Below are 21032 nucleotides of genomic sequence, written 5' to 3' on the forward strand. Positions count from 1 at the left end.
ACTGTAACGGCGAGTCTGTCAGATTTCCGCCCTATTTGAACTAGGCGGCGACGTTTTTGGGTAACCACCCCTGTTCTCGATACCAATCGACGGTGTGCAAGAAGCCGTCGATCAGGCCGAACACGCTGGGTACTCCCTCCGCCATCGGAGCGCTAGATAGGGACCAATCGTTGTGAAGCAACTCCCTAGCTTTGCCTAAACCGAACACCGAGGGGTTGTTTGAGGCGAAAGACCAAGCATCCGCTAGGATTCCAGCCAGCCGCAGCGCGTTATCGGGCAACCTGACCAGTCGGGGACCTCGGTTCATCACCTGACCCGCGGCGGTCATGATTTCTGACCAAGTGTAACCGTCGCGCCGCACATCCGAGAGTTCTACGAGGCCCGAAACGGGCCGGCGGCAGAAGGCGACGAGCTTGGCCGCGGCGTCCTGGACGTGGATCATGGCGATCCGCGAGTCTGGCGACAGCACCGGCAGGACCGGGCTTTGGGCCGCGATCTTGAACAGTCCCAGGGTTTCGGTGTCGCCCGGACCGTAGATGGCCGGCGGCCGAACGATGAGGGCGCTGGGGCTGATTTCCCGCACCGCGTCCTCGCCCGCGCGCTTGCTGGCGGCGTAGTTCGAGAGTTGCGGCTCGCGCGCGGCCAGGCTGGAGACGAGGATGAACCGCGCGCCTGCGGCTTGAGCGGCCTTGGCGGCGGCGCGGGCCCCGTCGCGATTGACGACGTTGAAGCTGTCCAGCGAAGCGGCCTTGATCAGGCCCGCGACGTGGATGACGACGTCCGCGCCCCGGCACAGGCGGTCCAGCGCGCCAGGGGTCTTCAGATCGCCGACGACGACCTCGAGGTCGATATCGCGCCACAGCGGATGGATCGGGTCGCGGCGCACGAGCACGCGGGGCGTCCATCCGTCCTGGGCCAGAGCGCGGACCAGATGACGGCCCAGAAAGCCCGTGGCGCCGGTGACCGCGACGACGGCTTTAGTCACCGTAGGCGCCGGCCAGATAGGCGGTCTTGGCCTTCGAGCGGCTCAGCTTGCCCGACGAGGTCTGGGGCAGGGCGTGGGCGCCGACCAGCTTGACCTTGGCCTCGACCCCGTGACGGGTGCGCAGCAGGGTGGCGACCTGCTCGACAAGGGCGACGCGAGTATCGGCGTCGCCGCCGCGCGCCTGGACAAGAACCACGATCTGGTCTTCCGGCTCGGCTGGGATCGAGAACGCGCAGACGTCGCCGCTACGCAGGCCGTCGATCTCGTGATCGGCGGTCCATTCCAGGTCCTGCGGCCAGATGTTACGGCCGTTGAGGATGATCAGGTCCTTGGCGCGACCGGTAATGACGATCTCGCCCTCGATCTTGAAGCCGATGTCGCCGGTGTCCAGCCAGCCATCGGCCGAGAGCACGCGCGCGGTCTCGTCCGGATTGGCGAAGTAGCCGCTCATCACCGAGGGACCCTTGGCGAAGATGCGACCGACGCCGCGCTCGGGCAGGACCGCGCCGCTCTCGTCGCGGACCTCCAGGAAGTGGTCGGGCAGGGCCGGGCCGCAGCGGGCGAAGGCGCGGGCGCGTTCGGAGCCCTCCGGCGCGTCGACGGCCAGGTTGTCACGCTCCAGGCGCTCGACATCCAGGGTTTCGGCCCGCAGGCCCTTGCCCAGCGGAGCCATGGAGAGGGCCAGGGTCGCCTCGGCCATGCCATAGCTGGCCACGAACGCCTTGGGCGAGAAGCCGGCGGGCTCGAAGGCCTCGACGAAGGCCTTCAGCGGCGGCATGCGGATCATGTCGCCGCCCAGACCGGCGCTGCGCCAGTGGCTGAGGTCGTAGGCGTCCAGCGGCTGGCCCTGCACGCGGCGGGCGCACAGCTCGTAGCCGAAGGTCGGGCTGTAGGCGATCGTCGCCTTGTTGCGGCCGATCAGGTCGATCCACAGCAGCGGACGGCGCACGAAGGCGCCGGTGGGCAGCAGGTCGACAGACATCTGGCAGGACAGAGGGCTCAGCAGGAAGCCGATCAGGCCCATGTCGTGATAGAGCGGCAGCCAGGAGATCGCGCGGTCAGACGCCGTCACCTGAAGGCCGTCGTAGGTGATCGCCTTGCAGTTGGCCATCAGAGCCTTGTGGCGCACCAGAACGCCCGTCGGGGTGCGGGTGCTGCCCGACGAGAACTGCAGATAGCAGGGGTCTTCCGGCGTGATGGTCGGCAGATCCGCCCCGCCGTCTTCCGGCAGGTCGTCCAGGACGCCAGCGAAGTCCAGCCCGGCGCGTTCGCCGATCTCGGCCGCCCAGTCCTTCAGGCCTTTCGGGCCGATCAGGATCTTGGCCTTGGCCGACTGGGCCAGGTTCTTGATCTGCTCGATATAGGCCTCCCGGCCGCCCAGGGGCGTCGGCAGGGCCATCGGCGCGGGCAGCAGGCCCGCGTACTGGCAGGCGAAGAAGGCGCGCACGAAGTCGGCGTCGGTCTCGGCCAGCAGGGCCACGCTGTCGCCGACCTTGGCGCCCGTGGCCAGCAGGCGACGGGCCAGGACGACGGCGTCCTCGCGCAGCTTGGCGTAGGGAAGGGCCTCGACCAGTTCGCCGCGCAGCGAATACAGGTTGACCCCGGTCTCGCCGGTCGCGGCGAAATCGAGGGCCTGGGTCAGGGTCGGGAAGTCGGCGAACCGGACAGTACGCTCAGACGCCGTGGGGGTGATCATAGGATAGTCTTTCATCGTCTTTGTCGGTGCGCGCGGAGCCTTCCTCCGTCGCGAGTCGGGCGAGCCTGTGACGCGCCATGAAATACATGCCCACGGCCATTGCCAAAGCGGACGCAACCAGGGCGGCGCCCGCGCCGGTCAGGCCGAAGGTCTTGATCAGCGGTCCGAGGGCCGCGAGATAAGCGATAACGACCACCAGGCGCACGGCCAAGGCCGCGCCGGCGGCGCGCATGGAGACCAGCATAGGCTCCAGGGGCAGCGAAAGGATAGCGATGGCTGCGGCGGCCACCTGCCAGTTCATCACGCCGGCGGCCGCGCCGAACGCCTTGCCCATCACGACCTCCAGTATCCACTTGCCGGCCACCAGGCTGACCAGCAGCAAGGCGGCGGCCGCGCCGCCGCCGATCAGGCCGATCTGCATGGCCAGCTTGGTCATGGCCTGCTGGCCGCCCTGGCTGCGCATCTTGGCCAGTTCGGGATAGAGGGCCGGCACCATCAGGCGCGCGGGCTTGGCCATGCCGTCGGCGACCTGCTTGCCGATCCGCCAGTAGGCGGCCTGCACCGGACCCAGCATGGCGCCGACCACCAGGGTCAGCACATGGGTGAAGCCGACGTCGATGGTGCTGGAGAAGTTGGTGGCCATGGCGAAGCGCCAGACGCCCGGCAGGCCTTGGCTGGTCGGGCCCATCAGCGTGAACCCCTTCAGCAGGCCGCGCTTGTTGAGGTCCCAGGCCGCGATGGCGGCGATGTAGAAGAACGAGACGAAGGTGCCGGCCGCCCAGGCCGCCAGGAACCACTGGATCTCGGCGCCGGCCAGGGCGCAGATCGCGCAGCCGATCATCCGGACGAACGAACTGACCGCCTGCTGGCCCGCCAGGTAGCGGAAGCGGTCGAACAGGCGCAGCAGCCCCACGCCCGTGGCCGAGGTCATCACCCCGATCGACAGAGCGTAGAGCGCGCCATAGCCGCTCATGCCCGCCGGCCAGGCCAGCTCGCGCCAGAAGAACCATGCGCCCAGCACGCCGAGGACCACGCCCAGCACGCCGCTGATCCCGTCCAGCAGCAGCGACAGGCGCAGCACCTGGTGGAACTTGGGTCGATCGTTCTCCAGGGCCGGCGTCGTCCCGTAGGTGATCAGGGTCTGCCAGGACTGAAAGTGCGCCACCTCGCCCAGGAACTGGGCGAAGGCGTTGATCAGCACCACGACGCCCATCGCCTCCTTGCCCAGGCTGCGGGCGGTGAGGGCGATATAGGCCAGGCCGACGACCGCGTTGACGATACGGCCGCTCAGCAGCTGGCCGGCGTTGCCCAGCACATGCTTCAGCGGGCTGGGAGGGGGAGCGGCGGGAGCGTCCGTCATGCGGCGCGCTCCAGCTTGTCGACAATGGCGCGGGCGGCGCGCACCGAGGCGGGGACGTTGCTGACGTCGAAGGTTTCCTCGATCCCCCAGACCTGGGCTTCGCGGTAGTGGTCGTGGGTGGCGAAGGCCTCGTCGAGCGCCTCGCCCAGCCGGGCGATGTTCGCCAGCACGGGGCCATAGAGCCAATGGTGGAAACTGGGGTCGCCGCACCAGGAGGCGTCGCTGCTGTTGAGGAACAGGCACGGCTTGGGCGTGCGCAGAAACTCGTAGATCTGGCTGGAGACGTCGCCCAGATAGAGGTCTGCCGCCTTGGTGTAGGTCATGTCCGCCGCCGCCGGGCCGCCCAGGTCGACATGGATGCGCGGATGCTCGGCGAAGGCCTTGAACGCGGCGCGCTCCTCGGTCGAGGCGGTCTCGAACAGGCGGATGTGCGGGGCGAAGATCAGGTTGTAGCGGTCGTTGGCCGCGAAGAACTCCAGCACCTGCTTGCCCCACTTGGGCCAGGAGCCGAGCGTGGCGTGGAAGTGGGGATTGTACAGCACGACCGGACCGGGATGGTCGAACCGGGGGATCGCGCGCTGGGGCAGGTCGTCGACCAGGTCGAACTTCGGATAGCCGACCATGGCGCAGGTGTCTTCGGTGACCCAGCCCTCCTGCAGCATGCGGTCACGCTGCTTCCGGCCGGCGGCCATGACCAGATCGAAGACCTTCAGGCGCGGTTCGAACGGCCCTTCGCGGTCGCCGGCGCCATGCTGAGTGTAGACCAGCAGCGGATGGCGCACGCCCAGGCGTCGGAGCAGGGCTGTGGTGCGCTCAGGCGTGATCACCGCATCGTAGCGCGCCAGGCGTCGGGCGTTGGCGATCAGCATCGGCGCCTTGGGCGGCGCGCCGTTGCTGAGTCGGCGCAGCCAGGCCGGCGGCAGCAAAACGAGCTCGATCGCGGCGCCGCCCAGCTCGGCGACCAGGCCGGAGACGTAGTCGAGCAGCTCCGGCGTGGTCGCGGCGATCTCGACCTTGATGGCCGGCCAGCGTCTGGCCATGGCGACGGCCACCGACAGGCTGTGCCAGACCTGGTGGTGTTGCGCGATGTAGAGAAAGCAGACGCGTTTGGCGGCGGCCACGTCAGCGCTGACGCTCCAGCCGGGTATGGACGCGGCCCTGCAGCTTCACCCGGTCGCCCTTGTCGGTGACGCTATAGGCGTTGGCCTGCGTGCTGCCCTTGGGGCCGCTGCCCGCGATGCCGGCGTCGCCGCTGACCTCGCCCGTCTTCATGTTGATCAGGGCGCGCGGGGCGTCGAAGTCATAGCCCTCGGCGCTGGTGATCTTGACCTCGTCGGTCAGCAGCAGGGTGTTCTCGGCCTCGCGATAAAGGCCGGTCTTGGCCACCGCCTGGCTGGCGTTGGGCTGGCCGTAGCCGCGCACCAGGACAGGCGAGACCAGGCGCACCAGGTTCTGGTCCTTGGGATCGCGCTCGGCGCTCGTCGCCGTGATCAGGAACGGCCGGCCGTCCTTGAGCACGCCGGTGAAGCGCGGCTTGTCCAGCACCAGCGGCGAGGCGGCGGCCTGGGTCTGCAGCTTGTTCGAGACGAAGCTGTTCCACGCGGCCTGGGCGACCACGGCGACGCCGACGCTGACCGCGAACGCGGCCAGGGCGAAACGCAGCCGCCGGACCGGCTTGCGGCGGCGGTTGCGGGCGCGTTCAGCCGCGCTTTCGGTGGGAGGGACGGCGGAAACGCCATCGGTCTGGGTGAGCATTTGGGGAATGGATAGTCCCACGTTGTCATTCGCCCAAGACCTTTGTTTTCCGGCGTGGGGTCCTGGCGCAGGGAAGTCGCGTGGAGATGGCGTCGAAGGACCCGACGTCAAGTGCGGTTGTTCGGCGAGGCGAAGCGCGTGATTATCCGCCGCATGTTCCAGCGCCCCTCGCACCACAAGGATTTCGGCGTCTTCCTGCCGGTAGCCAACGGCGGCTGGATCGTCTCCAAGACCACGCCCGTACTCGACGGCCTTTACGCCCAGAACCGCGCCGCCGCCGTGGCCGCCGACCAGGCAGGGCTGGATTTCGTGATGTCGATGGGCAAGTTCCGCGGCTTCGGCGGCGAGACCGACCACTGGGCGACCTCGCTTGAGTCGGTGGCCCTGATGGCCGCCATCGCCGAGGCGACGACGAATGTCCGCATCTGGGCCACGGTCCATCCGCTGCTGCAAAATCCGGCGGTCGCGGCCAAGATGATCGCCACGCTCGACCATATCAGCGGCGGCAGGGCCGGGCTGAACATCGTCGCGGGGGCCTACAAGGCCGAGTTCGACCAGATGAGCGCCTGGGACGATTCGCTGTCCCACGACGACCGCTACGCCCTGGCCGAGGAGTGGACGACGATCGTCAAGCGCCTGTGGCTTGAGGACAGCGTCGACTTCGCCGGCCAGCATTTCACGATGCGGGACTGTCAGTCCAAGCCCAAGCCGTTGTCAAAGCCGCGCCCGGAGCTGATCTGCGCGGGCATGTCCGACCGGGGCTTCCAGTTTTCGGTGCGCCACGCCGACGCCTGCTTCATTGGCGGACGCTCCCGCGCCGAGCTCCTGGACGCCTCGCGTCGCGCCAAGGCCTTGGCCGTCGAGTTGGGGAAGACGGTTCGCACCTACGCCATGTGCACGATCATCCACGCCGAGAGCGACGCTGCCGCCGAAGCCCTGGCCCGGCGCTACGCCGAGGGCGCGGACATGGGGGCGATCCTCTCGATGCTGGCCAGTTGGGGCGTGCCGGCCGACAAGCTGCAGGCCGCGGCCCATAAGCAGGGAGCGTTCATGACCGAGACCCTGATCGGCTCGCCCGCCACCTGTCGCGAGCAAGTCGAAAGCTTCATGACCGAGTGCGAATTGGACGGACTGATGCTCATCTTCCCCGACTATGCGGAAGGCCTGGCGATGTTCGGCTCCGAGATCCTGCCCAGCCTGCGGACGGCCTTCGCATGAACCTCGAGCATTGGATCGCACCCGGACGCACGGCGTTGCTGATCGTCGACATGCAGGTCGACTTCGCCTCGCCCGAAGGGCTCAGCGGTCAGTGGGGGCTGGACCTTTCGACCGTGCCGGCGGCCTTGGCGGCGGCCCAGCGCCTGGCCGAGGCCGCGCGGGCGGCGGACGTCCCGGTGGTGTTCGTGGGCCTGTTTACCACGCCCGAAACCGACTCGGATGTCTGGGACGAGCGGATGCGCCGGCGCGGCAACGATCCCGAAGCCAGCCCCGCGCCCTGCCGGGCCGGCGCACCGGGCAGCGCCTTCGTCGGACCTCAGCCCCAGCCGGGCGAACCTATCTTCCGCAAGACCCGTTACAGCCCATTCTGGGACACCGAGATCGATGCGCGGCTCAAGACGCTGGATGTCGATACCCTGGTCATCGCCGGCCTAACCACGGAGTGCTGTGTCGCCGACACGGCCAAGGACGCCTTCAACCTCGATTACCACGTGTTCGTCGCGGCCGACGCCTGCGCGGCCTACGAGCCCGACCTGCATGCCGGGGCGCTGAAGATGCTGGACCTGAACACCGCGATCCTGACCGACTCCGCCAGCGTCGCCGCCGCCTGGAGCGTCTGATGGCCACGCCCCAAGCGATCACGGGGGGCGACCGCGAGGCCATCGCCGCCGCCATCGACACCGACGAGCTGACCGAGCTGGCCCTGACGCTTGGCAACATCCCCAGCCGCTCGGGCCAGGAACGCGAGGCCGGACAGTTCGTCCACGACTGGATGGCCCGCGAAGGCTTTTCGCCGCGCAAGGTCGGGGCGACCGAGGATCGCTTCAACGTCATCGGGACCTATGGCGGGCTTGGCCAAAACACAAAAGGGTTTGGCAAGAACCTGCTGTTCACCGCCCACCTCGACACCGAGAGTCCGACGCGCGACCCCGACCTCGACGTCCACAAATATAGCCCCACCACCCTGGCTGACCCGGAGTGGGAGCGCTGCTGGCTGGAGGATGGCGTGCTGCGCGGCTACCCGATCGCCAGTGATCGCGGACCGATGAGCTGCTTCCTGATCGCGGCCAAGGCGCTGAAGACCGCCGGCTATGGTCTGGCGGGCAAGATGTACTTGACCGCCTGTCCCGGCGAGATCGGACCGGAGCCGATCGAGGAGCATCGCGGGATCGGGTTTCTCGGCAAGGACATCGGCGCCCATTACCTGTTCCACCACGGCGGCGTCGCGCCCGACTACGCCATCGCCGCCGAGGGCTGCGACTTCGGCTGGACCAGCGTCGGCTGCGGCTATGCGGTGTTCCGGCTAAGGCTTTGGGGAGAAGGGACTTTCACGCCGCTGCTGCGCCATCCCGATCGCGCCGGCGACCATCCCAATCCGATCTACCGGGTCGGCAAGCTGACCGACGCTCTCCACGCCTGGACCCGCGACTGGGAAGCCGCCAGCCGCTACGAGAGCGCGGGTGGGATCGCCGAGCCCAAGGTCCAGCTGTGCGCCATCCGGGGCGGCGTGCCGTTCCAGTTCGGCGACGGGACTGAGGTCGTCAGCCTCTACCTGGAGGTCGGCCTCAACCCGCGCCAGAAGGCCGCCGACGTCCAGCATGCCCTGGAGGCCATGGTTCGTGCGGCGGGCGTGGGGCGGGTCGAGGTCGAGCCGGTCGTGGTGCGCCACGGCTTCGAGGCCGACAACGCCGAGGTCGCGCCCCTGATCGACGCGGTGGACGCCGCTACGCGCCTGGGCCTTGGCCAGCCGGCCGCCCGCGCCAATCCGGTCTATTCCAGCATGTGGCGCGACCACAACGTCTTCAACATGCACCGCGTGCCAGCCATCACCACGGGGCCGAAGCGCTGGCGGCCGACGCCGAAGGATCTGGCCGACAGCGCCCTGATCTACGCCCTGACGGCGCTGGAGATCTGCGGGCGCGCGGAGCAGGGCGAGGCCGCGAAGGGCGCGGCGGTCTATCCGGACAATCCGTTCGGCGCATAAGCCTTCGTCGGCGTCGTCGCCGCGCGGAGGTCGTCCTCCAGCATCCACAACCGGTCCTGGCCCCAGTGCGCCGCGTGACCCCGGACCCGGAAGGTCGGCGCGCCCCAAAGGCCGGCGTCCAGCAGCGCGGCGCGGTTGGCCTCGACGCGGTCGCGCCAGCTGTCGTCGGCAAGGGCCGCAGCGGTCTGGGCGTCGGTGAGGCCGGCGCGGCGGGCGGCGGCGTAGAGACCGCCATCCTCGGCCAAGGCCAGGCCGTCGGCGAAGGCGGCCTTCAGGCCCGACTCGGCGAATTCTTCGCCCAGGCCCAGGTCGATCGCGTGGTGCAGCACCGCCAAGGCTCGCTCGGCCCCGGCCCCCACGGGATCGACGATCTTGCCGAACGGCAGCCCCAGGCGCTCGGCCTCGCGCTTGCAGTCCAGGGCGATATACACGGTCTTCACCTGGGGCACGGCCAGTCCCCGCATGACCATCGGCAGGATCGGCCGCAGTTGCAGCGTCGCGCCATGGGCTCGGGCCAGTTGGCGGATACGCGGTAGGACCAGCCAGGAGTACGGACTGCGGAACGAGAACCAGACCTCGATCGTCGCCGTGGACGCGTCGGGCGCCGCCAGCAGGGTCGGCTCCTGGGCCGGAGCCAGCCGCGGGGTTCCGGGCTCGCGGTCCAGGCCGCGCGCCGCGAGGCGGGCCTCCAGATGGCCCAGGCGATCGACGCCCCAGAACCATTCGCCCTCGAAGTGGAACATACCGCCCAGATAGTGGCCCAACCGCGCGCGCCGCTGCCGGCTGAAGGTCAGCAGGTCGTCGCAGAGGTCCGGGTCCTGGCCGCTGGTCCAGGCGGCCATGCCGGCCAGGGTCTTGGTGTCGCCCGACCACAGCGCCGCGCCGGCCGCCGAGGCGAGCTCCTCGAACCGTCCGCGCTCGATCGCGTCGGCCAGCACCACCTGCAGGCGGCGCACATCCTCGTCCGAGGGCAACTGGGCGTTGGCGGGGAAGCCGACGCCTCTGGCCTGGGCCAGGCGGGCGGCGTCGCGCAGGCCGTACGCGCGCAGGCGCTCGCGGTCCGGGGCTGCGGAGTCCTCGGGCGGCGGGACCAGATAGGGATCGATCTCCACGCCGTAGCGGGCGCGCAGGCGCGGCAGCATCTGCACCGCCAGGTGCGAATAGGGATCGTCGGCCTGGTGAAAATAGCGGACGGTCGGGCGCTCGCCGCGGAGTCGGGCGGAGACGGCGGCCAGGTCGCGGGCCATCCGGCGGCGCGCCGGGCTGGTCAGGACGGTGGTCACGCTTCGCATGATGTGGGTGCGCAGGGACATGGTGACGGCCTCCCAACAGTCGGGTGCATGACATCTAGCGGCACGATGAATGTCAATATATGCTCCGGTGAACGATAAGAGGGAGGCGCGCATGAAGGCCTGGAAGCTGTTCACGGGGATCGTCGTGGTGCTGGTCGCGGCCGGCGCGGCGGCCTGGCATTTCCGCTTCGACCTGATCATCATGCTCGCCCGCGCCAAGCAGCCGAAGATCGAGGCCAACCACGCGGTGACCTGGGCGCAAGGCCCGGTCGCGACGCCGGCCGGGCAGCGGCCCCCGAACGTGGTGTTCATCCTGGCCGACGACCTGGGTTACAACGACATCACCTTGAACGGCGGCGGCGTCGCCGGCGGGGCCGTGCCGACCCCGGCGATCGACTCGATCGCCCACCAGGGCGTCACCTTCGCCAACGGCTACAGCGGCAACGCCACCTGCGCCCCATCACGCGCGGCGATCATGACCGGCCGCTACGCCACCCGTTTCGGCTTTGAGTTCACGCCCACGCCGGTGGCCTTCTCACGCGTCGTCGGCGGCCATCAGGGCGACCCGCTGCACCCCTCGCACTTCAACAAGGACGAGGTGAAGAACACGCCCAAGGACGACAATACCGAGGCCGTGCCCTCGACCGAGATCACCATCGCCGAAGCCCTGAAGACCCGCGGCTATCACACCGTCCATCTGGGCAAGTGGCACCTGGGCGGCGCCAAGGGCTCGCGGCCCGAAGACCAGGGCTTCGACGAGAGCCTGGGCTTCATGGCCGGCGCCTCGCTGTTCGCGCCCGTCGGCGACCCGTCGGTCGAGGAGTCGCGCCAGGATTGGGATCCGATCGACAAGTTCCTGTGGGGCGCTCTGCCGTTCGCCGTGCAGTACAACGGCTCGACGATGTTCAACCCTTCGACCTACATGACCGACTACCTGACGGATGAGGCGATCAAGTCGATCGACGCCAACCGGAATCGGCCGTTCTTTATGTACCTGGCCTACAACGCCGTCCACACGCCGCTACAGGCGCCCAAGGCCGACTACGACGCCCTGCCGCAGATCAAGGATCACCGCCTGCGCGTCTATGGCGCCATGGTCCGCAACCTGGACCGCAATGTCGGCCGGGTGCTGCAGGCGCTGAAGGACAAGGGGCTGGACGACAACACCCTGGTGATCTTCACCTCCGACAACGGCGGGGCCAACTATATCGGCCTGCCCGACATCAACCGGCCGTATCGCGGCTGGAAGGCGACCTTCTTCGAGGGCGGCATCCACGTGCCGTTCCTCCTGCGCTGGCCGGGCCAATTGCCGGCGGGCGCGGTCTATCGCAGTCCTGTCGGCCACGTGGACATCTTCGCCACAGCGGCTGGCGCGGCCGGCGCGACCCCGCCGAAAGACCGCGTGATCGACGGCGTCGACCTCGTGCCGTTCGTGAAGGGCAAGGCCAGCGGCGACCCGCACAAGGCCATGTACTGGCGCTCGGGCCGCTACAAGACGGTGATGGCCGGCGGCTGGAAGCTGCAGGTGGCGCAGGAGCCGAACAAGGCCTGGCTGTTCGATCTCAACACCGACCCGACGGAGCGCCGCGACCTTGCCAAGACACGACCGGAGAAGCTCAAGGAGATGCAGGCGATCCTGGCCCAGCTGGACAGCCAGATGGTCAAGCCCGCCTGGCCCTCGCTGATCTCCGGCGCCTTCTATATCGACCATCCGGGCGGTCAGAAGGCCAAGGCCAGCGACGAGTACGTCTATTGGGACAACTGAGGGCGCTTTCCGTTGTCGCGGTCCTGGCGCTGGCGGCATGCAAGCCGGCGCCGAAGGCCTGCCTGACGGATCTGCCCATCGCCGATCCCGCGCATCGCACGGCCGGCATGGTCCGCATCGCGGGTGGCGAGTTCTCCATGGGCGCGGCGCCGCTGCGGCCGGAGGAGGGGCCTCCGCAGGCCGTGAAGGTCGCGCCGTTCTGGATCGACCGCACGGAAGTCACCAACGCCGCCTTCGCGCGGTTCGTCGCTGCCACGGGCTACCGCACCCTGGCCGAACGACCGCTCGACCCCGCGCGCTACGCCCAGCTGTCGGCGGCGCAGCGGCGTCCGGCCTCGCTCGTCTTCGTGGGGGCGAAGGGGGCGAGGTCGGACGATCCCTCGCAATGGTGGCGGGTGATCCCGGGCGCCGACTGGCGGCATCCGGACGGTCCGCGCTCGAACATCCGGGGTCGCGAGGCCTGGCCGGTGGTCCATATCGGCTGGGAGGACGCCATGGCCTACGCCAAGTGGCTGGGTCGCGACCTGCCGACCGAGGCCGAGTGGGAATACGCCGCGCGGGGCGGGCTCATCGGCAAGCGCTACGCCTGGGGCGACCAGCCGGCGGACCCGCAGCATCCGCGCGCCAACACCTGGCAGGGCGTCTTCCCGGTCCAGGATCTGGGCAGCGACGGCTACAAGGCGCAGGCCGCGCCGGTCGGCTGCTATCCGCCCAACGGCTATGGCCTCGTGGACATGGCCGGCAATGTCTGGGAGTGGACCAAGGACTGGTTCAAGCCCGGCCTGGAGGTCGCCAGCGTCATCGAATCCGGCGGTCCGCCGGAGATCCGCGCCCTCGACCCCAGCGAGCCGAACACGCCCAAGCACGTGGTCAAGGGCGGCTCGTTCCTGTGCGCCGACGACTACTGCTTCCGCTACCGCCCGGCGGCCCGCACGCCCGGACCGCCCGACGGCGGGGCCTCGCACGTCGGTTTCAGGACGGTGTACCGCGCGCCGTAGGGTTTGAGGTCGGATCTAATTCCTTGTCATCCCGGACAGCCTCTGCTTCCGGGATGACAAGTTAGCTGCTCTAGATGCCGGGGGCCGGCTTGGTGCGGATGTTCAGCTGTCCGGCCAGGCCCGCCTTGCGGTGGTGTTCTATGGCGTGCATTTCCGGAGACAGGGCCATCTTCTGGAAGGCGGCCAGGGACGGGTATTCGGCCAGGGCGACCGCATCCCACATCTCCTCGACCTCGCCGATCATCAGGCCGGTGACCGGGCCGCTGTAGCGGATCTGACCGCCGAGTTCCCTGACCAGCTTGGCGACCTCTACGCCGTAACGGTTATAGGCTTCGCGACCGCTTAGGTCCGGTTCGGAGCCGTCCTCGTACTGGGCCTTGTCGTGGAACTTCAGCAGGTTGACCATCACGAACGGCCCGTCCTCGGGAGCGCCGAAGAACTCTTGGAACTGCTCGGGCGAGGGAAAGACCTGATTGACGACGTTCATTCGGCGATCTCCTTTTGCGTCAGGCTGGCGACGAGGCCATCGAGCAGGGCCGCGATTTCGCCGGGGCTGTCTTCCTGCACGAAGTGGCCGCCTTTCAGCGTCGTGTGAGCAGCGGTCCTGGCGCCCGGCACGCGGGACTGGAACACCGCTTCGCCACCACGGGTGATCGCGTCGGCGTCGCTGAAGGCGGTGATGAACGGCTTGTCGAACGTCTCCAGCACCGCCCAGGCGGCCTTGTTCTCGGCCACCGAGGCGTGCTCGGGCGTGATCGGCACCAGGGCCGGAAAGATCCGCGCGCCTTCCTTGTAGGTCTCGTCGGGGAAGGGAGCTTCATAGGCCGCGCGCTCGGCGTCGGAGAGGTCGCGCGCCGTGCCGCCGTTCAGGATGAAGCCGATGGGCAGTTCCGGAACGTTCTGGCTGAAGTTCAGCCAGGCTTCGAAGCCCTCGCTCTTGCCCGAGCCGACCGGAAGGCCGGTGTTGGAGACGACCACGGCCGAGAAGCGCTCCGGGAACGCCGCCACCAAGCGCAGGCCGATCAGGCCGCCCCAGTCCTGGCAGAACAGGACGATGTCCTTGAGGTCGTTGCGGACCAGCCACTCGCTCATCCAGGCTACGTGCCGCTCGTACGTGTAGTCGGAGCGCTTGGCGGGCTTGTCCGAACGGCCGAAGCCGACCAGATCCGGCGCGATCGCCCGACGGCCGCGCGCCGACAGGTCGGCGATGACCTTGCGATACAGATAGGCCCATGAGGGCTCGCCGTGCATCAGCAGGATCGGCCGCTGATCCTTGGGGCCTTCGTCGACATGGTGGATGCGCAGGGCGGTTCCGTCGGCGTCCGCCACCGCCGTGTAGTGGGGAAGATAAGGCCAGTCGGCCAGGCCCTCGAACCGTTCGTCCGGCGTGCGCAACACGTCCATTTCGTTCTCCCTCGACACCGCTTGGCGGATTTCTATTGACACTATGAGTGCCATTATGGCGCTACTGGGTCAAGTTCTGGGAGGAACATATGCGCAAGGTCTGGATCGGGTTGGGCGCCGTGGCGGGCGTGGTCGCCATCGCCTTGGGTGGGGCGTGGCTGTTCCGGGCGCAGCTTGCCGAGGCGGGCATGCGCAAGCTCTATGAGACGGCCCTGGCGACCGATCCGCTGGCCGAGCTGCCGGACGGCCTGCACGTGGGCCTCTGTGGTTCGGGCGCGCCGATGCCGGATCCGACGCGGGCGGGACCGTGCGTGGCGGTCGTGGCGGGCAAGGACCTGTTCGTCGTCGACTCCGGCTCGGGCTCGACCCGCAACATGCTGCTGATGAACCTGCCGCCGCCCCGCCTGAGCGCGGCGTTCGTCACCCACTATCATTCCGACCATATCGCCGACCTGGGCGAGCTGATGCTGCAGCGCTGGGGCGGCGGGGCCGCGCACGCGCCGCTGCCGATCTACGGACCGCCGGGCCTGGACCAGGTGGTGAAGGGCTTCCAGGACGCCTACACCCTGGATCGCGGCTACCGCACCGCCCACCACGGCGAAGCCGTCATGCCGCCCTCGGGCTTCGGCGCGGTCACGCACGTCTTCACCGCCGATCCGAACGGTCCCGACGTGCTGGTGCTGGAAAAGCCGGGCCTGAAGGTCTGGGCCTTCCCGGTCAAACACGACCCGGTCCATCCGGCCGTCGCCTATCGCTTCGAATACAAGGGCCGCACGGCCGTGATCAGCGGCGACACCGGGCCGTCCGAACGTTTGGTCAAGGCGGCCAAGGGCGTCGATCTGCTGGTCCACGAAGGCCTGTCGCCGAACCTGGTGGCGATCCAGGCGGACGTGGCGAAGAAGGCCGGGCGCACGAACTACGCCCACATCTTCCACGACATTCTGGACTATCACACCGCGCCGGAGACGGTGGCCAGCGAGGCCAAGACGGCAGGGGTGAGGGAAGTGCTGTTCTACCACATCATCCCGCCGCTGCCGGTCCGGGCGCTGGAGGGGCCGTTCCTGGGTCGCTCGCGGGCGATCTTCGGCGGGCCGATGAAGGTGGGCCGCGACGGCGACTTCGCCAGCTTGCCGGCCGGCTCCACCGAGATCAAATGGTCCAACAGGCTCGACTTGCTGAAGCTTTGAGGTGGTCGTCGGCGCGCCAGGGGTCTAAGCAAGGGCGATAGGTGGGAGTGCCCAGGGCCGTGAGTTCAGCCGCGCGCAATCTTCGTCCGGGAGTCGACGCCGCGCCCGAAGTCGCGATCGATGGTCGCCGCAGGCGCTCGCAGGACAGCCGCGCCCGCATCGTTCAGGCCATGCTGGAGCTGGTGCGCGAAGGCGGCGTCTCGCCGTCGGCAGAACTGGTCGCCGCCCGCGCCGAGGTCGGCCTTCGCACGGTCTTCCGCCACTTCAAGGACCTGGACAGCCTGTATAGCGAGATGTCGGCGGTGATCACCACCGAGCTGATGGCTCTGGTCCACACGCCGTTCAAGGGCGAGAGCTGGCGCGAGCGGGTGCTGGAGCTGGTCGAGCGCCGCGGCTGGGCCTACGAGAAGATCGCCCCGTTCAAGCGCGCCTCCGAGGTCCACCGCCACCAGTCGCCGTCCCTGGCCGTCGATAACGCCAAGATGGTGGAGATCTCGCGCGAGATCCTGCGCGCCCAGTTGCCGGCCGAGCTGGCCAAGGACCGGATCCGGTTCGAGGCCATGGACCTGCTGTTGAGCTTCGACGCCTGGAACCGGCTGCGCCGCGACCAGGACCTGTCGCCCAAGCGCGCCACCGAGGTGCTGCAGGTCGTTCTGGCCGGGCTGCTGGACGCGCCGGTCAAGGACTGAGATCTGGGTGGGGGGAGGAAGCGCCGGTCGAGGCTGCTCAATTCCCCGACCGGCAGGTACGCCAGCCGTAAGGGGCGAGCTGGCGTCCTCCGTTTGGTTGACGTCGCGGCGGGCGCTTACCCCCAAGCCTGTCGTCAAAAATTTGTGTCGTCTGAGCCTTCACGTTCAAGCTTGCGGACGGGCTGCTGCCATAGACTGGCAGCAGATGAGGGACCACGCGGTTGTCACGGTGGCTGGGAACACCGAAGTTCTCGGAACGTTGTCGTCGATCGGGGCCTTGGCCCAGCGCCGCTTTAGCTCGCAGGAGCCACCATGATCCCGGACGAACTGCCCGTGATGGACCTCGCCGACGCCTCGGCGGATGTCCTGACTGACCTTTATCGGCGGGTGCGCCGCCGCACCGAGGTCTTGGCCGCGCCGCTGTCGCCCGAGGACCAGTCGGCCCAGTCTATGCCCGACGCCAGCCCGACCAAGTGGCACCGGGGGCATACGACCTGGTTTTTCGAGACCTTCCTTCTGACGCCGTTCCTGCCCGGCTATGCGGTGCATGATCCGCGCTTCAACTACATCTTCAATTCGTACTACGAGGCGGTCGGCCCCAGGCAGCCAAGGCCGCAGCGCGGTCTGCTGACCCGGCCGTCGACCCAGGAGATCGGCGCCTATCGCGCCCACGTCGACGCGGCCATGGTCCGTTTGCTGGCCGGTCCGCTGACGCCCGAGATCCGCGAACGCCTGGAACTCGGCCTAAATCATGAGGAGCAGCATCAGGAGCTGATCCTGATGGACATCCTGCACCTGTTCGCCCAGTCGCCGCTGAATCCGGCCTACCAGCCCGGCGCCGCGACGCCGCGTCCGGATCCGGGGCCGCAGCGTTTCCACCGCTTCGCCGGCGGCCTGATCGAGATTGGGGCGCCTGACAACGAAAACGGCTCGGCGGGCTTTGCGTTCGACAACGAGCGGCCGCGGCACAAGACCTATGTCGCGCCTTTCCGCCTGTCCGATCGTCTGGTGACCAATGGCGAGTGGCTGGCGTTCATCGAGGCCGGCGGCTACGGCCGCGCCGAGCTGTGGCTCTCCGAAGGCTGGGCCAAGGTCAATGAAGAGGGCTGGGAAGCTCCCGGCTACTGGCGACGCGACGAGGCGGGCGCCTGGACGACCATGACCCTGCGCGGCCGCCATCCGGTCGATCCCAACGTCCCCGTCGTCCATGTCAGCTATTACGAGGCGGCCGCCTATGCCGCCTGGGCGGGTCGTCGCCTGCCGACCGAGGCCGAATGGGAAGCCGCCGCGACGGCCACCGGCGCCCCGTCGACGCTGCGCCAGCTGTGCGGCGCGGCCTGGCAGTGGACCGCCAGCGCCTACAGCGCCTATCCGGGCTTCAAGCCGAGCCCGGGGGCGCTAGGCGAGTACAACGGCAAGTTCATGGTCAGCCAGATGGTGCTGCGCGGCGGCTGCGAGGCCACGCCCCCCGGCCACTCGCGCGCGACCTACCGCAACTTCTTCCACCCCGGCAGTCGCTGGATGTTCGGCGGTGTGCGCCTGGCCGATGACGACCGCCTGGTCGAGGTCAAGCCGGGCGACCGTTTCCTGGACGAAGTGGTCGCCGGCCTGTCGGCCACGCCTAAGACCCTTTCGGCCAAATACTTCTACGACGCCGAGGGCTCCCGCCTGTTCGAGGCGATCTGCGAGCTGCCGGAATACTATCTGACCCGCACCGAGACGGCGCTGCTGCGCCAGATCGCGCCGGAACTGGCGGCCCGCATCCCCGACGGCGCGGTGCTGGTCGAGTTCGGCAGCGGGGCCAGCACCAAGACCCGCATCGTGCTGGACGCCGCGCCCCAGATCGCCGTCTACGCGCCCATCGACATCAGCCCGTCCGCCCTGGACGAAGCCGCGGCCAGCCTGCGCCAGGACTATCCGAACCTCGCCGTCGCCCCGCTGGTGGAAGACTTCACCAAGGCCATCCAACTGCCGGACGGCGCCAGGGGCCGCACGCCCGTCGGCTTCTTCCCCGGCTCGACGATCGGCAACTTCGCGCCCGACGAGGCCGAGGCGCTGCTGCGACAGGCCCGGGCGCTGCTGGGCGAGGGCTCGCTGTTCATCGTCGGAGCCGATGTCGCCAAGGACCCGGCCGTTCTGATCCCGGCCTATGACGACGCCCAGGGCGTGACGGCGGCGTTCAACCGCAATGTCCTGGTCCACATCAATCGCGAGCTTGGCGGCAACTTCGATCCGGCCGCCTTCGCTCACAAGGCGGTGTGGAATGCGGAAGAGAGCCGTATGGAGATGCATCTGGAGAGCACGCGCGACCAGATCGTCATGGTCGGCGACTACGGCTTCCGGTTCGCCGCCGGCGAGACCATCCACACCGAGAATTCATACAAGTACCCGTCGGAGGCCTTCGAGGGCATCGCCCGCCGCGCCGGCTGGACCGTGGCCCAACGGTGGATCAGCGAGGACCCGACCTTCGCGGTCTACGCGCTCACCGCCTGATCGGGCGCGCCGGCTGATCTGACTGGACGACGATGCGCCGGCTCCGAAACTCGGAGCCGGCGCTGTCGGCATACGAAAACGCGCCGGCTCCTGAGGGAACCGGCGCGTCAAGGTCGTGGATAGATCGGCTTCTAAAGCGCGCGTTCGCCGGGGCGACCGCCGCGCGAAGAAGAACCGCCTTTTCGGCCGGCATTGGCCGCCAGATCACGGTCCTTGGCGAAGCTGCGCTTTTCACTGGGCACGCTAGCTCCGCCCTTCCTGGCGATCTCACGTCGGCGTTCCGGGTCCATGGCGGCGAAACCGCGACGGCCGCGGGGACGTTCGCTATCGGTGTCCATGTGGGGCTCCTAGTCTGGTCACTGGCGGTACGAACAAGGTTCAGGCGTCATAGGGACGGTCGTCCCCTGGATCGACCGGCGGCGAGGTGGGGGGCTCCTCGACGGGGACGACCCCGGGCTCGTACTCGGGCGGTTTAGGCTCGGGCGGGGGCGGGGAGTCTGGGTCGGTCACTGGCGTCGTCTCCTGCGCGTTCCGGTAAAGTAACCAGCGAAGAGGCTTTCGGTTCACCGTGAGTTCGCACTAATTACGCCGCACAGGGACAAGCGCCCGTTTGAGGAGTCGTCGGAGAATGCCTCGCAAGACCAAACACATGGTCGGTCGGGCCGCATCGCACTGGCGTCTAGCCGCTGCGCAGGGCGCCGGAATCGCTGTGTGGCTGACGGCGAAATATTTGGGCGCCCCGCATGCCGCGCACCTTCTTCTGGGCTGGGACGCCGCGGCCGCCGTCTATCTGCTGACGACGTGGACGCTTTTTCTCAAGGCCGACGAGGCCAAGGTGCGCTCGCGCGCCGCCCAGGAGGACGAGGGCGTGCCTGTGCTGCTGCTGATCGTCCTGGCCGCTATCGCCGCCAGTCTGTGGGCGGTGGTCGACGCCATGATCGCGGCCAAGCACGCCTCGGGCGACACGAAAGCCTTCGTGACCGCCTGCGCCGGCGTGACCCTGGTGCTGTCGTGGCTGGTGTTGCAGTCGGCCTTCGTCCTGCACTACGCCCATCGCAATTACGGCGATGGTTCCGGCAAGCCGGGTATCGAGTTCCCGGGCGAGCAACCGACCGGCTACATGGACTTCGCCTATCTGGCCTTCAGCGTCGGCGCGACCTTCCAGGTGTCGGACAACAGCATCCTGACCTCGAAGCTGCGCAAGCTGGTGACCGCCCACGCGGCCGCCGCCTATTTCTACAACACCGCCATCCTGGCCCTGGGGATCAACATCATCGCCAGCCTGGTCGGAAGCTAGCCGCGACGACCGCCGCCCCCACCCGGACCGCCTGGCCTGCCGCCGCCGGGGCCGCCCATCTTGCCCTTGCCGCCGCCCGGGCCCGCGCCTGCGCGCAGGCCGCCCTGGACCGGCGTCTTGGGAAGCTCCGCCAGCGTCAGCAGGCCATCCTTGTTGGTGTCGAGCAGGGCAAAGCGCGTCCTGGCCGCCTTGGTCGCCTCGTCCTTGCTGATGCGGCGATCGAAATTGCCGTCTGCCGCCATCACCGGCTCGGGCTCGGCGATCAGACCGAACAGCGACGCGCCCTGCAGGACGTTCGTACGCTGCGGACGTTGGCGGTGGCTCGGCGACATGTCGTCATCGCTCGGACCATCTTGCTGTCCCTCGGCCATGCCCAGGCCGCGCGGGCCGCGCCGCATCGCGCCGGGGGCCGCGCCGCCGATGATCTCGGGGGCGATACGCTGCTCGTAGGCCGCGACCTCGAAGCCGTCGATGACGCCGTTGTGGTCGGCGTCGACCACGCCGAAGAAGCGCAAGGAGTCGGCCACGAACTCATCGCGCGACAGGGCGCCGTCGTGATTGGCGTCGGCGCCGGCGAACCAGTCGGCGACGGGGTAGGGTGCGCCGGGTGGGGCGCGGAACGGCTCGCCGGCCGGGCTGATGAACAGCTGCGGGCCGGCCATGGGCGCGCCGCCGCCTTCACCGGGCGGACCGCCTCGTCCGCCGGGACCGCGATGACCCTCGGGGCCTTCCGGTGGCGCGCTGGCGCAGGCGGCCAGGGTGGCGGCGAGGGCGGCGGTCAGGCCAAGCGAGCGAAAGATCATCCGGGAGTCTCCATCCAGCCAAGCTTTGAAGCCTGTTGGGATGTCCTGATGATGTCAGGCGCGCTCGCGGCCTTGCGCGGTCGTAACAAAGCCGTCCGTTTCGGCC

General features: G+C 68.7%; 20 protein-coding genes. 9 read left to right on the plus strand and 11 right to left on the minus strand.

Annotation, left to right across the window (positions count from 1 at the left end; all coding sequences use genetic code 11):
• Positions 1-40: 40 nt before the first annotated feature.
• Genes cerR through lptC form a run of 5 tightly spaced genes read right to left on the minus strand, consistent with a single transcriptional unit; the run spans position 41 to position 5796 of the window.
• Positions 41-1003: a ceramide reductase gene (gene cerR / locus CSW62_RS08810; protein WP_199170713.1), complete on the minus strand. Its 963-nt coding sequence runs from the start codon at positions 1001-1003 to the stop codon at positions 41-43.
• Positions 978-2696: a fatty acyl-AMP ligase gene (locus CSW62_RS08815; RefSeq protein WP_099576926.1), complete on the minus strand. Its 1719-nt coding sequence runs from the start codon at positions 2694-2696 to the stop codon at positions 978-980. Before CSW62_RS08815 ends, cerR begins: the two co-directional genes overlap by 26 nt.
• A complete protein-coding gene (locus CSW62_RS08820; RefSeq protein ID WP_099576928.1) occupies positions 2659-4041 on the minus strand; it encodes a lipopolysaccharide biosynthesis protein in 1383 nt (460 codons plus the stop codon). Before CSW62_RS08820 ends, CSW62_RS08815 begins: the two co-directional genes overlap by 38 nt.
• Positions 4038-5162, minus strand: coding sequence for a glycerophosphotransferase (locus CSW62_RS08825; protein ID WP_099576931.1), 1125 nt, complete (start codon positions 5160-5162; stop codon positions 4038-4040). Before CSW62_RS08825 ends, CSW62_RS08820 begins: the two co-directional genes overlap by 4 nt.
• A 1-nt stretch (position 5163) precedes the next feature.
• Positions 5164-5796, minus strand: a complete 633-nt coding sequence (lptC, locus tag CSW62_RS08830; protein ID WP_099576933.1) for an LPS export ABC transporter periplasmic protein LptC — start codon at positions 5794-5796, stop codon at positions 5164-5166.
• A 153-nt stretch (positions 5797-5949) separates the two neighbouring features.
• Between lptC and CSW62_RS08835 the strand changes: the two genes are divergently transcribed.
• Genes CSW62_RS08835 through CSW62_RS08845 form a run of 3 tightly spaced genes read left to right on the plus strand, consistent with a single transcriptional unit; the run spans position 5950 to position 8998 of the window.
• Complete coding sequence (locus CSW62_RS08835) at positions 5950-7014, plus strand: LLM class flavin-dependent oxidoreductase (protein ID WP_099582221.1); 1065 nt, start codon at positions 5950-5952, stop codon at positions 7012-7014.
• Positions 7011-7634, plus strand: a complete 624-nt coding sequence (locus tag CSW62_RS08840) for a cysteine hydrolase family protein (protein WP_099576935.1) — start codon at positions 7011-7013, stop codon at positions 7632-7634. Before CSW62_RS08835 ends, CSW62_RS08840 begins: the two co-directional genes overlap by 4 nt.
• Positions 7634-8998: a peptidase M20 gene (locus CSW62_RS08845; RefSeq protein WP_099576937.1), complete on the plus strand. Its 1365-nt coding sequence runs from the start codon at positions 7634-7636 to the stop codon at positions 8996-8998. Before CSW62_RS08840 ends, CSW62_RS08845 begins: the two co-directional genes overlap by 1 nt.
• On the opposite strand, the gene CSW62_RS26565 is transcribed toward CSW62_RS08845, so the two are convergent.
• On the minus strand, positions 8971-10311 hold the full coding sequence (locus CSW62_RS26565; protein WP_199170551.1) for a DsbA family protein: 1341 nt from the start codon (positions 10309-10311) through the stop codon (positions 8971-8973). The two genes, CSW62_RS08845 and CSW62_RS26565, sit on opposite strands and share 28 nt — an antisense overlap.
• Before the next feature lie 91 nt (positions 10312-10402).
• On the opposite strand from CSW62_RS26565, the gene CSW62_RS08855 reads away from it, so the two are divergent.
• Positions 10403-12055, plus strand: a complete 1653-nt coding sequence (locus CSW62_RS08855) for a sulfatase-like hydrolase/transferase (RefSeq protein ID WP_099576939.1) — start codon at positions 10403-10405, stop codon at positions 12053-12055.
• The gene (locus CSW62_RS08860) at positions 12043-13053 is read left to right on the plus strand and encodes a formylglycine-generating enzyme family protein (RefSeq protein ID WP_099576941.1); all 1011 of its coding nucleotides are present in this window, start codon (positions 12043-12045) and stop codon (positions 13051-13053) included. The genes CSW62_RS08855 and CSW62_RS08860 overlap by 13 nt, the downstream gene beginning before the upstream one ends.
• Before the next feature lie 70 nt (positions 13054-13123).
• Here CSW62_RS08860 and CSW62_RS08865 read toward each other — a convergent pair whose 3' ends face one another.
• Together CSW62_RS08865 and CSW62_RS08870 are read right to left on the minus strand one after the other, a co-directional pair.
• Complete coding sequence (locus CSW62_RS08865) at positions 13124-13540, minus strand: DUF1330 domain-containing protein (protein WP_099576943.1); 417 nt, start codon at positions 13538-13540, stop codon at positions 13124-13126.
• Entirely contained in the window at positions 13537-14457 is a 921-nt protein-coding gene (locus tag CSW62_RS08870) for a haloalkane dehalogenase (protein WP_099576945.1), read from the minus strand. Before CSW62_RS08870 ends, CSW62_RS08865 begins: the two co-directional genes overlap by 4 nt.
• Positions 14458-14546: 89 nt before the next feature.
• Here CSW62_RS08870 and CSW62_RS08875 point away from each other — a divergent pair, with 89 nt between their 5' ends.
• From CSW62_RS08875 to egtB, 3 genes are all read left to right on the plus strand, one after another.
• Positions 14547-15644, plus strand: coding sequence for an MBL fold metallo-hydrolase (locus CSW62_RS08875; protein WP_099576947.1), 1098 nt, complete (start codon positions 14547-14549; stop codon positions 15642-15644).
• A gap of 59 nt (positions 15645-15703) precedes the next feature.
• The gene (locus CSW62_RS08880; RefSeq protein WP_099576950.1) at positions 15704-16333 is read left to right on the plus strand and encodes a TetR/AcrR family transcriptional regulator; all 630 of its coding nucleotides are present in this window, start codon (positions 15704-15706) and stop codon (positions 16331-16333) included.
• A gap of 312 nt (positions 16334-16645) precedes the next feature.
• On the plus strand, positions 16646-18826 hold the full coding sequence (egtB, locus tag CSW62_RS08885; RefSeq protein ID WP_099576951.1) for an ergothioneine biosynthesis protein EgtB: 2181 nt from the start codon (positions 16646-16648) through the stop codon (positions 18824-18826).
• A gap of 131 nt (positions 18827-18957) precedes the next feature.
• Here the strand turns inward: egtB and CSW62_RS08890 are convergent, their stop codons facing one another.
• Positions 18958-19164 (minus strand): general stress protein, encoded by a 207-nt coding sequence (locus tag CSW62_RS08890; RefSeq protein ID WP_047413350.1) that lies wholly within the window; start codon positions 19162-19164, stop codon positions 18958-18960.
• A gap of 40 nt (positions 19165-19204) precedes the next feature.
• Complete coding sequence (locus CSW62_RS26105; RefSeq protein WP_143324361.1) at positions 19205-19336, minus strand: hypothetical protein; 132 nt, start codon at positions 19334-19336, stop codon at positions 19205-19207.
• Positions 19337-19454: 118 nt separating this feature from the next.
• On the opposite strand from CSW62_RS26105, the gene CSW62_RS08895 reads away from it, so the two are divergent.
• Entirely contained in the window at positions 19455-20123 is a 669-nt protein-coding gene (locus tag CSW62_RS08895; RefSeq protein ID WP_099576953.1) for a DUF1345 domain-containing protein, read from the plus strand.
• Here CSW62_RS08895 and CSW62_RS08900 read toward each other — a convergent pair.
• Positions 20120-20926 (minus strand): hypothetical protein, encoded by an 807-nt coding sequence (locus CSW62_RS08900; RefSeq protein ID WP_099576955.1) that lies wholly within the window; start codon positions 20924-20926, stop codon positions 20120-20122. The genes CSW62_RS08895 and CSW62_RS08900 overlap by 4 nt on opposite strands.
• Positions 20927-21032: the final 106 nt, after the last annotated feature.

The sequence above is a fragment of the Caulobacter sp. FWC2 genome (genome assembly GCF_002742625.1).
Taxonomy (GTDB): Bacteria; Pseudomonadota; Alphaproteobacteria; order Caulobacterales; family Caulobacteraceae; genus Caulobacter.